Source organism: Terrimonas ginsenosidimutans (assembly GCF_022012415.1).
Lineage (GTDB): Bacteria > Bacteroidota > Bacteroidia > Chitinophagales > Chitinophagaceae > Terrimonas_A > Terrimonas_A ginsenosidimutans.
Genome location: NZ_JAKLTR010000002.1, coordinates 476,878 through 492,609, shown reverse-complemented (window position 1 = coordinate 492,609; position 15,732 = coordinate 476,878). Strand labels below are relative to the sequence as shown.

Genomic DNA, 15,732 nt, shown 5'->3' with positions numbered 1-15,732 from the left:
AATATAATGCCGGATGCTACAGGGAATGCTAAACACACATTAAACAGTACGAAACCAATATGAATAAAATAACAAACTACACAGCTTTAGTTTTCATTGTAACGTTCACAGCTTGTGATAGCAAAACGAAAACTGAAAATACTGAAACAACCAGCTTGAATAATATGATTTTTCCCAGGGGTGAAAAAATTACTAATAATAATTTCACTGGCACAGCATGGCTTAGCAATTTGATCCAGTCGGACAGTATCAATCAGAATTCTGTAGGGAATGTTACGTTTGAGCCGGGCGCCAGAACAAAATGGCATGCTCATCCGGCGGGGCAGATCCTGCTGGTCACAAATGGTGTTGGATATTACCAGGAAAAAGGTGGAGTCAAGAAGATCCTGCGCAAAGGAGACGTTATCAAATGTGCTCCCAATGTTTCACATTGGCATGGTGCCAGTGCGGATACAATGTTCGTTCAACTCGCCATCACAGGAAGGGAAAAAGGAGAAACGGTTTGGATGGAGGAAGTAACTGACGCAGACTATAATAATTGATGCCGGTCTTAGGACCTTCTCTTCGCTTAAATATGGTTACTATGAGACAGATCGTGCTTTCAATCTCTGCACTAATAGCATGGATGATATTGTTGTCGGGCTGTTCGGCAGCTCAAAAGCCTGTATCGGAAGACCGGATTCTGATCGTGTACCTGTCGCGAACAAAGAATACCAAAGCTGTCGCGCACATGATCCATCGAAAGCTTGGAGGCAAGCTGGTGGAAATAGAACCGCAGAAACCGTATCCCGAAAATTATCAGGAGACGGTTGAACAAGTTGCGAAGGAAAACGAAACTTCGTACCTGCCACCGCTGAAGACTAAAATAGACAGCATCGAAAAATATGAAGCCGTGTTTGTAGGGTTTCCGACATGGGGGATGAAACTACCACCACCGATGAAAAGTTTTCTCAGCCAGTATAATTTGAAGGGGAAAAAAGTAATCCCCTTTAATACGAACGGAGGATATGGTACAGGCTCCAGTTTTGAAACAGTGAATGAACTTTGCCCGGAAAGTGAACTCTTAAGAGGATTATCCATACGCGGAGGCTCGGAACGGGACGGAGAACTCTTTGTTATGCATGGAGAAAAGGAGAAGGATGTAGATGGTGAAGTAACAAAATGGTTAAAAACCATCGGCCTGCTTGAATAGCGGGCCGATGATATATCCTCCTCATGAGGACGTGCTATTGGATTCGCATCTTGCCGCCCCGACGACGCTTAAGCAACGGCATTTCACTGACGGCACCCCAAATTTTATCATCAGAAGCCTTTTAAAAAATCACGGGTTTACAGGAAGCTTCCGAATGGTTCGCCAGACAAGGCACATAATTGCAACGCGTGATTACGTTGAAAAATACGTTACGGGCAACCAGAGTTCTATCACTTGAATACCGCCTCCCATTGCTCCAGATACCCCGCGATATAAGCCGCTTGCAACTCCTTGGTATCGTCATCATAATGCACGTGATCCACAAACCGCCGGTTACCCATGTTTTTTGTGAATGAGTACAGGTCCAGAACACTGATGCCTGCCTTTCTAAAAACGTCATCCGCAATGGCATTGAAGGCTTCGAGGTCTGTTGCCAACCGAATAAAAGCTTTATTCTTTTTATGGATGGAATCAACCACCTGTGTACTTCTGATCCAGATCATTGGAATCTTTTTTTGCTTTATGATGTTGACGATCTCTGTCAGATTCCTTCTGTACTCAGCAGAATCAACAGCAAGCGCGCCCGTTGCTGTATCTCGTTTGATATCGTGCAAGCCACAATTAAGGGTGATCAGATCAGGATGAAATTTTCCGTCCGCGAGTTTATAGCGAATATAGCTGAGAGCCATCCGGGAATTGCCAATATTAGAACCCTTGGGTATATCAAGGTTCTGCATTCCTTCTCCATCGTCCTGCTTTCGGATAATGGTGTATTTTCCTTTTACCATTTTCTCCAGGAAAGGACTGTATTGCATTGAAATACTATCACCCAGCAAAAAAAGTTTCTTCGGTTTGTCTTGCCGGAATGCCATGGCTATGATCGCAAGACAAACCAGGCTGATTATTCCCTTCTTCATATTTATTTTTTTATTTCTCTTGTATAGTCAACTTGTTTATTTCCCATGATAAATGTCAGCTCGCCGCCTTTAACCAGATCCGCGTGAGTTATAGAACTGCTATGATATTGCTTTCCATTTAACAGGATTTGCTGAATATATTTGTTATTGGCATCAAGGCCTTTGGCATTTATGACGAAAGACTTCTCTCCTACCCTGATGGTAGATTTTTTATGCAATGGTCTGCCGAAAACATAGGTCGCTGAAACAGGATCGACAGGATAAAAACCCAGTGAACTGAAAATATACCAGGCGCTCATTTGCCCGCAATCGTCGTTTCCGCTTAAACCATCCGGCTTGTTAGTGTAGAATGAGGGGATGATCTGCGAGATCCTGTCTGCTGTCTTCCAGGGCTGACCAGCTAGTGTATACAGGTAAGCTACATGATGACATGGTTCATTCCCGTGTGCATATTGTCCGATCAACCCGGTCACGTCCAGCGTCGATCCGTCGCCATACACATGGGACGGTTGTTCGAACAGCGAATCTAGTTTTTGAAGAAAAGCCTGCTTTCCGCCCATCAGCGCGATCAGGCCGGGAATATCATGTTGAACATGCCAGGTATATTGCCAGGCGTTACCTTCCGTGTAGTCTCCACCAGCTGTACCGGCATGCGACAATTTAAATGGATCAAAACCCTGAACCCAGCTGCCATCCGCGTTTCTTCCACGCATAAAAGCCGTTTCTTTATCGAAGAGGGTTTGGTAGAAAGAAGCCCGTTTCATGAAACTGTCACTCAGCTGCGTGTTCCGGGACAGTGCCGCCAGTTTCGCCACCGCATAATCATCATAACTACTTTCCAGCGTTTTTGACACTGCTTCCCGCGTAGTTATGTCTGACGGGTAGTAGCCATGTTTCAGATAGGTTGTCCAGTCAGAACCTTTATGATCAACCATTGAGCTCCGGCGAACGGCATCGACCGCCTGTTGTATGTTATCAGTACAGATACCTTTAACATAAGCCTCCGCTAAAGTTGGGATAGCATGATTGCCGATCATACAATAATTCTCATGCCCCCACAACGTCCATATCGGCAAATAACCCTGTACGCTGTCATGCGCAAGCATTGAACGGACAATGTTCTTCGTCTCTTCCGGAAGGATAATAGTAAAAAGAGGATTCAATGCACGAAAGGTATCCCAAAGGGATAACGTGGAGTAATAGACCTTGTTGCTGGCGTGATGAACTTCATTATCAGCACCGCGATACTGGCCGTTCACATCGGCAATATTATTAGGGGCAATAAAGGAGTGATACATGGCCGAATAGAAGATCTCCTTCTCTGCTTTGCTGCCCTCTATCTGGATCTTGCTAAGTCTTGACTCCCATGCCAGCGCTGCTTCCTGTTTGACACGCGCAAAATCCCAGTGAGGGATTTCTGCTTCCAGATTCTCAACAGCATTCTTTGTGCTGACAGTTGAGATCGCCACTTTTATCTGTTGCATAAATGCATTTCCAGCACCAAAGTAAAGTGCCAGAACGTGATTACGCCCCGCGGCTGAATCAGAAAGCCATTGATGTGAAGTAATTGGCTGTTGTGCCCTGATGACAAAATGAACGTGCTGCTTTCCCGCCCAGCCCCTGGTGATCGTGTACCCACTGAGCGTATGACTGTCTACAAGAGAAATCGCACTTTCCAGGACATGCGTTTCCAGGTCAGCGATTTTGTTGACTAATCCTGCTTTCAGATTGATCACTATGCCCACTTTATCCGCTGAAGGGTACGAATACTGATGTAAGCCGGCATGTGCAGTTGCCGTAAATGCGGCTTTTATATTGTAGTCATCCAGCTCAACTGCATAGTAACCGGGCGAGGCTTTTTCTTTGTCATGACTGAATGTACTGACAACCGTATCCCCCGGCGTGCCGGTGAAAGGCATCATCAGTATATCACCAAGATCTTTCGCGCCTGTTCCGCTGAGATGCGTATGTGAAAATCCATAGATCTTTTTATCCGCGTAGCGATAACCTGAACAATAGTCCCAGCCGGCGAAACCTGTTTCGGGACTTAACTGCACCAATCCAAAAGGAACTGTTGCTCCGGGAAATGTATGTCCCGTGCCATCTGTCCCGATCATCGGATTCACAAAACTTGTGTATGAGGATGGCTGCGCAACGGATACAGCAGTAAAAAAGATGCAAATAACAGGAATGATGATCTTCATTAGTGTTCGCGTAAGTTCTGGTAAAAGAAATCTGTTACATTGGTTTGCCTGATCATGGCAGAAGGCCTGGCATTATTGCCGGGAGAAAAATCTTTTATATACACACCCTTTACGTCTTCCAGCCAGATAGCTGGTCTTGCATCTGCAGCGGCTATTATGAATTGGATATTATCAAGCGTGATATTCCGGGCATGCCTTACATACAGACCGTAAGCCGGCAGCGTATGGCCAAGCATCCTGTTCTCCGGGTATTTCGCTTCATTCTCCGGCACGGCACGTTTTACATCTTCCTCCGTACCTCCGCCTGTATGCCGGAGTATCATATCTCTGAATGTAACATTCTCAATATAAAAACCGGGAACCGCTGCAATGATGGAAGGGATCAGGCTGTTCGCAGTGGCTGTGATATTAGAGATGAGTACATTCTTTAAAGAACCCACAGCATTTTTGCGATTGCCAAGACGAATAAATACAGGCGTTTGCACACCCGTCATAGTAATATTCGAGATAACGATCTGGTCCATCATGCCGCCATCAACGATCTCCAATGCAATTCCTGCAAGGCCTGAGATAGTATCTTTTACGCCTTTTACAATATTGTGCCATTTCCAGAACGGTGTTTCAGCCGCAGCCTTCAGGACGCAGTTTGTAATGGAAATATTTCTGAACCCGCTGAAGGATCCTGTCCCCATCTTAATAAAATTGCAGTTGGATGACACTATGCAATTAGTCACGGTGATGTTTTCCGTGATCCTGTTCGGATTCTCGCTCTTTAAACAAATGGCATCATCATCACTGTCAATGATGCAATCAGATATTGTCACATTCCGGCTGTCAATATCAATCCCGTCATTATTATGATTGGAATGGGAATAGATAGTTACTCCGCTCACCTGTACATGATCGCTGTCAAACAACTTTAGCGTCCACCTGGCCCCATCATAGAGCTTAACGTCCCGGATGATCACCTGTTTGCTTGATTCAACCAGTACCACAAAAGGCCGGTCCGGACCTTCTTCCACAAATTTGAAATTCTTGCCGTTTCCATTAATTATTCCCATGCCTGTGATGGACACGTTGACTGCATTTCTGACATACACTAATGCCATTGTCTTTCGGTCGTACTCAGACAATTCAGGCGTTGCTTTCAGCACAGCACCATTTGAAAGATGAAGGTTTACATTATCCTTCAGGTAAATACAACCGGTTACAAATATGCCAGCCGGTACCCAAACCGTGCCTCCTCCTTTCAAAGCGCAGTTATCTATCGCCGCCTGGATAGCTTTTGTGTTCAGGGTTTTACCGTCTCCTTTCGCTTTATACGTGGTGATATTATGGTCAACCTGTGCATGCAACCAGTAGGAGGACAACAATGTAAAGAGTAACAGGAAAGATGTTCTCATAGCTTCGGTATTATTTTTTCAGTTCGATTCTACCAACAAATTCGTTCTGCTGTATATTCAACCCGCTAACGGTAGTTACCTTTTTCCCAAGAAGACAAATGTTTTCGAAAACAAGTCCTTCCACTTCATGGCCCTTACTCAAACCGTTTATTGCAATGGCACTATGAAAATCAGATGAGAAATAACAATCTTTCACCAGCACATCCCGGATCACGCCTTTTCCACTTCTTTCTTTGATGGAAAAATGGATCGCCTTTTTTTCAAAATCAGCAAAACCTTTTTCAAAGTAATTATTCAGGAATTGTACATTTTCAAAGCGTGCGCCATCGTAACAATAAAGAACCAGCCCCCTGTCTGCCATCACGATATAATTATTCTGAAAAATAATATCCCGCATTACGGTTGCCTTTGTTTCAGTCCCCACTTTCAGGGCTGATTTTTTTGTAAGAAAAACACATCCTTCCACTTTGATATCATGGCAATCGCGAAGAAGGTTGCTGTTATTGGATGTCTTGATCGCGACATTATCGTCGCTGCAAAAAGCGAAGCAATCCTGGATCCGGACATGACTGGACGCGTCCGGATCAAATCCGTCGGTATTGGGAACATTCAGGTCATTGATCAATTTCACGTGGCGTATCGTAACGCTGTCACTATACAGGATATGCGTATTCCAGGCAGCCGGATCGAAAGAACAGACACCTTCTATCAGGACATTTCTGCTATTTCGGATCCGGATAAGATTTGCCGGCTTACCTGTATTACGTACCTCTGCACCATTTCCATTGATGATCCCCTTTCCCCAGATCTTTACATTGGCAGCATCTTCCACAAGGATCAACCTGCTGTAGGTCATATGTTGCCCGTTATCAGAAAAAGCTTTGCCGTCCCTCAGCTTATTGGCCTCTTTGAATCCTTTGTCAACAATATAATGAGAGGTATCATATGAGCCATCGATCAGGCATCCTTCTGAAAAATAGATCCGCGCATTACTGCCGATTGTCAGCGTCCCTGTTTTATAAACCCCTGCGTCAAAGAACAGGATCTTTCCATTAGCTGATGTCTCATCAATAGCTCTTTGTATTTCCTTCGTAGAAAGGGTTTTGCCGCTTCCATCAACATTAAAGGTCCTGACCGATACGAGATCTTTCTTTTCCTGCGCAGTGAAAACATCCGGGAGGTCGGCAAGAACAAAGAGTTTTTCATTTTCACCTACTGATAATACATAGTACCCGGGCTTTTCAAGTTCGAGCCGGATGCCATCTTTTGCTGAAGCGAATGCATGCTGCGGACTGACCCTGACCTCTCCCGCTTGTTGAAAACCTATCTCCAGTTTTGCTTTCCCGTTCTGCCCAAACCGGGCATAATGGATGCCCTTATAAGATGAAACGGGAATAGTTAAACCGTTTGCCTTTACAGTAAAGATCTTGCTCGTCTCTCCGGTCAATAACGGATACGGCAGTACATCGTTCTGTCCGAGCGCTGATTCACCAACAAACAGGATCGCAAGAAAAACACAGATGATCCTCGAGTTAAAACTTGTCATTTTTTATTGCGTATTTACTTTCCGATGATTTGCCCGTTGACCGATATTTCCGAAAACGGGCAGCTGGATACTATGATCACTTATCGTTTCAACAATTTGATATCTCTTCCGGCAGGAAAACCAACACAGAATGGATCAGGCATAAAAAGTACTTCATCGTATGGTTGTTTTCTTATTGATGATATCAGGTGAATGACATGGCGATATTGTTCGCCGGGCTGTTTACGCCTGCGACAGATCAGTTATAATCCTGATCCTGCAACATCGCTTATCAGCAAACAAGGACGTTACAGATGAAGCAGGCCCAGCCTGATCAATAGCCCGGGTTTTGTGGTTTTAAATTATAATTTGCCTCCATGGCCGCCTGTGGCAATGGATATAGTTCACTTTTCCCGGTTTGAAATCCATAAGCATAGAAATTCACGAATGTGGTTGTGATCGCAGCATTGGCAACCCAGACAACCCGATTAACATTTGCCCCCGAGTTTGGCAAAGTAATATCTGCAATGGCGGGCGTTATGGTATTATCCCTGATGCCGCTTCCGCTTGCAGGGGATGCTTTATAAAATGAGTTGGCCCAGATATTCCCGCTTTGTACTCCGTTCACACGGGAATAGAAATACATGAATCTTGGTAAGGTTGCCGATAGTGTATAGCCAGGAGGAGCTGCCATATAGGAATAAGCCTGCATGGCGGTGCCGGCTGCCATACGTATAAGGTTTGCTTTTGTTTCGGCCAGTGCCACACCAAGCAGGTTCCAGCGTATAAGATCGTACTTACGAATGCCTTCTCCTCCAAATTCCAGTGCCCTTTCTTTTACCAGCAGTTTGAAGAACCCATCTTTATCCGTTGGTATTGCAGGAACAAGGGATGAATTTCCTGAGTGCCCACGCAGGCTTACCTCGCGGAATGCGGCCTGCGCATCAGCTGAAGGCCCGTTATTCAGTTCATTATCGGCTTCAGCAAACATCAGCAATACATCAGAGAAGCGTATCAGGGGCCAGTTCAACTGCATCGTAGTAAGTGACGCATTGGAAGCCGGCGTTAGTGTAACCGGGTTTGTTCCCGTTGTAACACCGCTGCTGAAATAATAGGATGGATTCGACACCCAGTCGCGCCGGAATTTTCCATCATAAATAGAATGACTCGCATTTGCGCGGCCATATATGTCAAGTACGATCTGGTAAGGCACAAGTGTAACATCCCGGCGGACATCAGTTGAATCGAACAGGTAAAAGTATGTAGGCAATGCCGGTCCGAACGGGCCGCCAACGCCATTCATCCTTGTGCCGCTGGCGATACCAATGCGGCTGTCAGATGCGCTGTTGCCCAATGCTGTTGCCACCTGCATCATCAGTTCTCCCTTTGGATCCATCGCCACATGTGCATTGATCACATCTTTAAAAATAGCTTTGTACTCCTGCATCAGCGTGTGCTGGTCTCTTCTTTTTAATAATGAATCGCATTCGGTTCTGGCTACCTGGTAGTAATCAAGATAGTCGGCAGCTCTCTCTATCTGGCCATTTGCCCGCAAAGCATAGCCACCTCTTGTGAGCGCCAGCCTTGCCCTTAATGCCATTGCAGTGCCTTTCGTGAAGCGTTCATCCTGCGCCACCTCGGTACGCCAGGGTAATAAGGTTTTCGCTTGCTCAAGATCAGCGATCACATGCGTCAGTATACTGTCACGATGAGTTCTTCCCAGGAAAGGTGAACCAATGAACGCAGTCGGCACACGCTGCTCCGGAATATCTCCGAATATCCTGGTTAATTCAAAATAATATTGCGCTCTTAACACCAGCGCCTCTCCATGCATCCTTTTCAATTCGCCGGATGTACCGTCTTCCGCGTATTGGCTCATTTTAGGGATGTAGTAGATGCAATTATTTGCGCGTTCTATGCCCTGGTAAAACTGGTTATAGGTGGTAAATATTTCGCCGTTAGTTGCATTCAGGGTATAATGGGCCTGTTGCCTGCGCGCCACATCCAACCCGGCGCCACCGCCTAAAATTGCATCATCATCATATACATACTGGTAGCTGGTAAACAATCCGTAAGCTGCATCGCCTGCCATGGCCATGTAAGCGCCCATCAAAGCGGCTCTCGCATTGACCGTATTCCCGAAAACAATTCCGGTATCAAAGGAAGACAGCGGCTCTGGAGACAGGTACTTTTTACAGGAAGCGAAAGAAAGGCCGGTCACGGCGAAAAGTATCAGTTGAACTCTTTTAAAAGAAAACAAATATTTCATACGCATTACAATCGGAAATTTTAGAAAATAACATTCAATCCTACGATAAATGATTTGCCACGCGGATAGGCAGAATAGTCAACACCGGGTGTAAGGATGCTTCTCCTTGAACTCACGTCAGGGTCATAGCCGCTGTACCCGGTGATCGTCGCGATATTATTGGCAGTGCCATACAATCTCAGGCTCGCTATCTTGATCTTTTTCATTGCGATCTTTGAGAATGTATAACCAAGCGTGATGTTATTGATCCGGAGATAAGAGCCGTCTTCCACGGCAAAGGAACTGGGATAGTAACCGAGCAGGCTGCGGCTTGGTGTCCAGATCCTGGCTCCGCTATTCAATGCGGAAAGCTCTTCCGGGGAAACGCCTATGACGGTGGTTGAGTTCAGCTGTTTCTGCACCAACTGGCCGTTTGCGTCGATCACCCTCCAACGCTCATCCATCAGCGCCAGCATATTTGCATCAAGGTTATAAGCGGTGGAAAGTTCAAGCTTATTTGCATTGTATACATCATTTCCATACGAGAAATTCATGAACACACTCAGATCAAAATTCCTGTAAGCGAATTGCTGGGTAAAGCCGCCGGTGAAAGTAGGCAACACGTTCCCGATCACTGTTCGGTCATCGAGGTCGATCTTACCATCACCATTAACGTCTGCATATTTGATCTGTCCCGGCTGAACCAGGTCAGAGATCACCGCCTGTGGATTAGGCAGTCCCTGCTTGAGTGTGTACTGGTAGGTAAGCCCGGGAAAACCTGCATTGGTGATCGGGTTGGTGTCAAAATCATCTACAGTATAAAACCCTTCCACTTTCAGTCCGAACACGGTTCCGATTGGTTGCCCTTTGCGGATGAGATAGTCTGCCGGATTACCTGCTGTGGCGAAGAAGCCGGAAGAAGCCATGAACTGTTGCTGATCTCCAAGACTAACCACCTTATTTTTATTGAAGGATATGTTGAAATTACTGCTCCAGGAGAAATCTTTCTTTTTGATCACCGTTCCTCCCAGTTGAATCTCTACACCATTATTTCGGACAGTGCCGACATTCTGATACTGCGTGCGGTATCCCGTATTTCCGGGGAATGAATTTTCCACCAAAAGGTTTTTCGTGCGGTTGCTGTAAACATCTACCGTTACATCAAGCCGGCGGTTGAACAACGAAAGATCGATGCCAAAGTTGGCCGAGCTTAGGGATTCCCACTTTATATTCGCATTACCAAATCTTGCAGGTGGGAGCAGCGTGTAATTCAGCACATCATTGAGTCCATAGCCTGAATTCGCTGCCGTTGAAAAATTTGTTGCATAACCATACGGATCGATCCTGTTATTTCCCGATACACCATAGCTCAGCCTGATCTTCGCATCGTTGACAAAGGAGATATTTTTCATGAATCCTTCCTGCGAAAACTTCCAGGCTGCTGATGCCGACGGAAAGAATCCCCATTTATTATTCATCGAGTCTGGAGAAACAAAGACGTTGCTGTAATCGGGCCCGAATAAGGAGGATCCATCAGCACGCATGTTAAATGAGAACAGGTATTTCTGTTTAAAATCATAAGACCATCTTGTAAAAAAAGACAGTTGTCTTGTGCGGATATCTGCCGAAGTGGGTTTGGGCTGGGTAAATCCCACCGGTGGAGTCGCCAGTCCAAAATTGGCAAAGGCAATCTCCTGTGTTGTCCCTATCGGGAAATAACGAACGATCTGGCTGTTTGAGACAGTCCGCGTTTCGAAGATCTCCTGTCCCGCAAGCACCGTTAACCTGCTACCGGCTCCCAGAAAACGATTGTTGGAATATGTGAACACGTTTGAGTTATTGATCACCGAACGCCTGGTGTCAGAAAGTCCGGCAATGGGCATCCTTGCGCCATTATTCTTGGAATTCGCTGTGATCGTATCATCAAAACTCTTTCCCTGTGTATTCGTGAAATCATAACCAAATGTGCTCCTGAAAGAAACGCCTTTGAACAGGTTTATATTAACATACCCGTTGAAATTATACAACACGGCAGCCGACAACCGGTATTCCGCCTGCGAAAGCAAAAGCGGATTGATCAGGTTCAGCTGATTGCCGGGATTAAAATCGCTGAGTGCCTGGTCATAAAATTCTTCATCCTGTCCCGGAAGAAAAAGCGGCCTGTATCTTGTATACTGTCTCAGGCGATTCGCATTGGCACTACCCGCATCAGACGTGCCTGCTCCGGTAATGCGCTGGTTATTGTAGCGGACATTGAATCCCATCTTGATCGCGTTGCTGATCTTCTGATCAAGACGAAAATTCACCAGCTTCCTGTCGAGCTTTGAATAGAGTAACAGACCCTCCTGTATATTATTGGTTAAACTCAGGTTGAACTGAGTCGCCTGGTTACCGCCGGATACATTCAGGTTCTGTGTTGTCTGAAAAGCATTCCGGCCCATCATGCGATCCTGCCAGTCCATCGCATCGGGATAATTCATAAAGGTGGGCGCGATCGTATCGAAGTTATTCGGGTCACGGATGTATTTGCTCACAGAGTTCATATCATTCGTGCTGGCCGTATATTTTGCTTTCTCATACTGGTACATCACAAACTGGTATGGATCCATCATATCCAGCTGCTTCGTCAGTTTATTCACACCGGCAAACGTGTTAAAGCCGACTGTGTACTTACCATTGGTATTTTTGCCGCCTTTTGTAGTGATGATCACCACACCGTTAGCTCCTCTCGCGCCATAGATAGCCGTGGATGCGGCATCTTTTAATACGTTGATCGATTCAATGTCCTGGGGCGACAATACATCCAGCGCATTTTCCACCTGAACGCCATCTACCACGTATAGTGGTGAACCGGATTGCGTAATAGAGCTCCTGCCCCTGATAAATACATCAACCGGAGCGCCGGGAGCTCCTTCCCCTACCACGATCTGCACGCCGGCCAATCGTCCCTGCAATGCCTGGGCCGCGGAGTTGATCGGAATATCCTTCAGGTCTTTATCTGTGAGCGCGGAAACAGCGCCTGTAAGATCTTTCCGTTGCACTGTTCCATAGCCAATAACCACCACGTCTTCCATCTCTTTTGGCATTTCCTTCATTGAAACGTTTACAACGGAGCGGCCATTTGCGTTGACCTCTGTAAGTTCGTAACCGATCATCGAGATCAGTAAGACCACAGGCGTCTTGCTTTCCCGGATATTCAGCGTATATAAACCAAGAGAGTCGGCAGTGGACGCATTGCCGGTGCCTTTTACATTGATAGTTGCCCGGTAGAGCGGCTCATTTTTTTCGTTAGTGATCCGCCCGGTCAGTGTGATCTCCGCAGAAGGATTTTCCGGCGGGGCCGCGGGAATCGTTTGCTTTCTTTTGAAAACAACTGTTTTTTCATTCTTATTGATATCGTAGGTGATCCCACGCGGAACGAAATACTTGTCAAGCATATTCGCAAGACTAATATTTGTTACCACAATATCAACCGGTTTGTCGTCTTTAAACAGTTCTGCGTTGTACAAAAAGTCGTATCCGGTCTGCTGTTTCAGCAACGGGATCACTTTGATCAAAGGGATAGATTTCTGGTTAATGGTAATGGATTGAGCCCTCAACCCGATGCAGGAAAAAATACTTAAAATGATCAAAAGCAGTATTGATTTTCCGGGCAATAGCTTTCTCATAAGAGACTGCGGCATTCCGCAATCCCCGAACAAATGATTAGTAAGCAGCATTTCGTTGTTTTTATTTCATATTAGCAGCTGGTGTGCCTTAACCTGTTCCCTGGTGCAAAAGATCGCGCGACTCTTTTGTCAGGGCATGACCGTTACATTTTTACCTTCGATTTTAAAATGTATTGTATTGGTGATCTCGAGACTCTTCAATAATTGCTTCAGACTTTTTGTACGGGAGAAAGTTCCTCCAAATGCACTCGCTTCCACGCCGGCCTCGTACGTCACCCTGACATCATACCACCTGGAGATCCGCCGCATGATATCCCTGATATTCTCATTCCGGAATGTAAAATATCCGTTCTTCCAGGCTACGGCATCATCTACATCAGCCGCTGAGACATCAATCTTTTTAGCTCCATTCCGGATCAATGCCTGTTGTCCGGGAGTAAGATTTTTCTGCTGCTGACCGGTCTCCATTCTTACCGAACCTTCAAGAAGTGTTGTCGTCACATCTTCTTCATCATTATAGGCCTTGATATTGAAATGCGTTCCGAGCACCCTGGTAGTTGTGCCCGCGGCGGTCACAGTAAAAGGTTGAGATGCATTATGTGCGATCTCAAAATATGCTTCGCCAGACAATTCGACGTTCCGTTCTTTACCCGTAAAAGCAGCCGGGAATCGCAATGAGCTTGCGGCGTTCAGCCATACTTTAGAGCCATCCGATAAAACTATTTTGAATTCCCCTCCATTGGGTGTCGAAATGGTATTATAAGAAACAGATGCTGCTTCATTTTTTAATGAAGAGGGGGCGGTATAAACAAGAAGGCCCTCTTCTTCTTTATTCAGGGATGCGTTTCCCTGTTGCAATCCGGGCTGGATAGAATCTGCCAGGTTAATAACGCTTCCATCTGCAAGCTGTAAGGTTGCGATATCTTTACCAGGCGCCACGTCATTCCTATAAAGACCATCGCTTGCAATGGTCTGTTCAGGCAGAGCATCCTTCTTCACAGCAAGATAAGTACCGGCTCCTGCAATCAGTAAAAGAACAGCAGCTGCGGCGGCCTTCCAATAGCGGCGTAACGATCTTACCGGCGCAACAGGTATTTGTTCATCAGGTTTCATCGCCTGTAATATCCCGGAAAGAATACGTTCCTTAACCGCCTCTTCATTGCCGGGCAGTTCCGTCACCACAACCAATTCATCATCTTTCCATTCATCATACCACGCATGTAATTCCGCTTTCTCTGCCTCCGTAGCGGAGCCATCGAGAAATTTTGAAGCAAGCAGATCTATCCTTTCGTTTTGCATAAAACAAACTGGTGTATTTACTAAGAGTGTTTTTAAAACAGTTTACCCTTAGTGGTTTCAAAAAAAAGTTACAGAAACAGTGAAAAAAAGGTATCACCCATTTTTGTACGGATGATTTTCAACGCTTTGGAGAGATGAGCTTCCGCGGTTTTAATAGAGATCCCGAGGCCTTCGGCAACTTCGGGCAGGGGGCGATCCAGCAATTTGTTATTGATAAAAACAAGACGGCATTTTTCAGGGAGGTCATTGGCCAGGCGGTTAACAATTTCCAGCAGCAGCTTGTTTTCAAAGCTTCCTTCTTCCATTGCATGCCGAAGGCTCCCGTCATCCAGTTTTTCAAGTGTGGTAATATGTATCTTCTTCCGTTGCTTCAATTTATGATATACGGCATAGCGGGTCATTGCGGCAAGATAGGCTGCCAGAGAGTCAATTTGCAGTGCGCTTTTTTTGCTCCACAGCGTGATAAACACTTCCTGCACGATCTCCTCGGCATCCGCAGCCTCACCCAGATGTTTGTATGCGACAAAATAAAGCTTGTTCCAGTAACGGTCATAGATCTCATTAAATGCATCATGGCTGCCAGCCTGCAATTGTGTGAGTAGGGAAGTATCCGGTAAGATGTTCATTTTATCCATGACGTGTGGCAAGTGAATGGCGATAAAAATAATGAGTTTCCCTTAGCGTGCCAAAGAATGATTAGGGTCTTTGTTTTTAAAGCTTGCGAAATCGAAGTCGCTCTTGCCTGGTCTTAGTGACGAGGATTATTTTATATTTTTTGAGCCAATGCGTGACGGAGATAAGATCAAGAACAACCGCACTGCCTGTACAGCAGTGCGAGAGATTACCGCTCGGGAAAGAAGTGCGGTTTGCTGGAGATTGATTTTCTTGCATGAAAGGGAATGCTACTTTCATGGTTTGTAAGTAGACGGCTCGATACATCGTTTAACTTACTACATTCTTTATCCCACATGAAATGAACTCAACAAATGTCGAGGATTGTATGTAGTCTGTGACTACATACCGGTTTCGAAAAAACCGTCCGCTTGCAGATTTCAGGTGGTAGCAGTTTAATCTGGTATCGAAAAGTCCCTGGCATTATAGGCCTTCTTCAAAGGCGCAAAAAAATCAGTTGGCGATATATCGGTCACTAACTGGCTGATGACAGGAGGCGGGCGGCTTCTGCAAAGCCGATGCGTAATCGGAGACATACGCATAACTCTTGAATGTTGTTGAGTTCGTTACTGGTAAGGAACAAAGAGGACTGCGGTCAAGCTAT

10 protein-coding genes are annotated in these 15,732 nt (G+C 45.7%); 2 read left to right on the top strand and 8 right to left on the bottom strand.

The features are described 5' to 3' along the window. Positions 1–59 precede the first annotated feature (59 nt). A complete protein-coding gene (locus LZZ85_RS04520; protein WP_237868827.1) occupies positions 60–542 on the top strand; it encodes a (R)-mandelonitrile lyase in 483 nt (160 codons plus the stop codon). A gap of 41 nt (positions 543–583) precedes the next feature. Beyond that, the gene (locus LZZ85_RS04515) at positions 584–1,192 is read left to right on the top strand and encodes a flavodoxin family protein (protein WP_237868825.1); all 609 of its coding nucleotides are present in this window, start codon (positions 584–586) and stop codon (positions 1,190–1,192) included. 230 nt (positions 1,193–1,422) lie between these two features. On the opposite strand, the gene LZZ85_RS04510 is transcribed toward LZZ85_RS04515, so the two are convergent. The 8 genes from LZZ85_RS04510 to LZZ85_RS04475 form a co-directional block, all read right to left on the bottom strand. Then, positions 1,423–2,109 carry an SGNH/GDSL hydrolase family protein gene (locus LZZ85_RS04510; protein WP_237868823.1) on the bottom strand — a complete coding sequence of 229 codons (687 nt, stop codon included), beginning with the start codon at positions 2,107–2,109 and terminating at the stop codon, positions 1,423–1,425. Positions 2,110–2,111: 2 nt separating this feature from the next. Further along, on the bottom strand, positions 2,112–4,313 hold the full coding sequence (locus tag LZZ85_RS04505; RefSeq protein WP_237868821.1) for a GH92 family glycosyl hydrolase: 2,202 nt from the start codon (positions 4,311–4,313) through the stop codon (positions 2,112–2,114). Next, the gene (locus tag LZZ85_RS04500; protein ID WP_237868812.1) at positions 4,313–5,716 is read right to left on the bottom strand and encodes a glycoside hydrolase family 28 protein; all 1,404 of its coding nucleotides are present in this window, start codon (positions 5,714–5,716) and stop codon (positions 4,313–4,315) included. The genes LZZ85_RS04505 and LZZ85_RS04500 overlap by 1 nt, the downstream gene beginning before the upstream one ends. 10 nt (positions 5,717–5,726) lie before the next feature. Next, entirely contained in the window at positions 5,727–7,262 is a 1,536-nt protein-coding gene (locus LZZ85_RS04495) for a glycoside hydrolase family 28 protein (RefSeq protein ID WP_237868803.1), read from the bottom strand. Between the two features lie 313 nt (positions 7,263–7,575). Next, positions 7,576–9,516: a RagB/SusD family nutrient uptake outer membrane protein gene (locus LZZ85_RS04490; protein WP_237868796.1), complete on the bottom strand. Its 1,941-nt coding sequence runs from the start codon at positions 9,514–9,516 to the stop codon at positions 7,576–7,578. A 14-nt stretch (positions 9,517–9,530) separates the two neighbouring features. Further along, positions 9,531–13,208, bottom strand: coding sequence for a SusC/RagA family TonB-linked outer membrane protein (locus LZZ85_RS04485; RefSeq protein ID WP_237868788.1), 3,678 nt, complete (start codon positions 13,206–13,208; stop codon positions 9,531–9,533). Between the two features lie 78 nt (positions 13,209–13,286). Continuing rightward, positions 13,287–14,456: a FecR family protein gene (locus LZZ85_RS04480; protein ID WP_237868786.1), complete on the bottom strand. Its 1,170-nt coding sequence runs from the start codon at positions 14,454–14,456 to the stop codon at positions 13,287–13,289. Between the two features lie 68 nt (positions 14,457–14,524). Then, a complete protein-coding gene (locus tag LZZ85_RS04475; RefSeq protein ID WP_237868777.1) occupies positions 14,525–15,091 on the bottom strand; it encodes an RNA polymerase sigma factor in 567 nt (188 codons plus the stop codon). Between the last annotated feature and the right edge of the window lie 641 nt (positions 15,092–15,732).

Coding starts and splice junctions, on each gene's coding strand:
- LZZ85_RS04520 (WP_237868827.1), top strand. CDS start 60: ATGAATAAAATAACAAACTACACAGCTTTAGTTTTCATTGTAACGTTC.
- LZZ85_RS04515 (WP_237868825.1), top strand. CDS start 584: ATGAGACAGATCGTGCTTTCAATCTCTGCACTAATAGCATGGATGATA.
- LZZ85_RS04510 (WP_237868823.1), bottom strand. CDS start 2,109: ATGAAGAAGGGAATAATCAGCCTGGTTTGTCTTGCGATCATAGCCATG.
- LZZ85_RS04505 (WP_237868821.1), bottom strand. CDS start 4,313: ATGAAGATCATCATTCCTGTTATTTGCATCTTTTTTACTGCTGTATCC.
- LZZ85_RS04500 (WP_237868812.1), bottom strand. CDS start 5,716: ATGAGAACATCTTTCCTGTTACTCTTTACATTGTTGTCCTCCTACTGG.
- LZZ85_RS04495 (WP_237868803.1), bottom strand. CDS start 7,262: ATGACAAGTTTTAACTCGAGGATCATCTGTGTTTTTCTTGCGATCCTG.
- LZZ85_RS04490 (WP_237868796.1), bottom strand. CDS start 9,516: ATGCGTATGAAATATTTGTTTTCTTTTAAAAGAGTTCAACTGATACTT.
- LZZ85_RS04485 (WP_237868788.1), bottom strand. CDS start 13,208: ATGCTGCTTACTAATCATTTGTTCGGGGATTGCGGAATGCCGCAGTCT.
- LZZ85_RS04480 (WP_237868786.1), bottom strand. CDS start 14,456: ATGCAAAACGAAAGGATAGATCTGCTTGCTTCAAAATTTCTCGATGGC.
- LZZ85_RS04475 (WP_237868777.1), bottom strand. CDS start 15,091: ATGGATAAAATGAACATCTTACCGGATACTTCCCTACTCACACAATTG.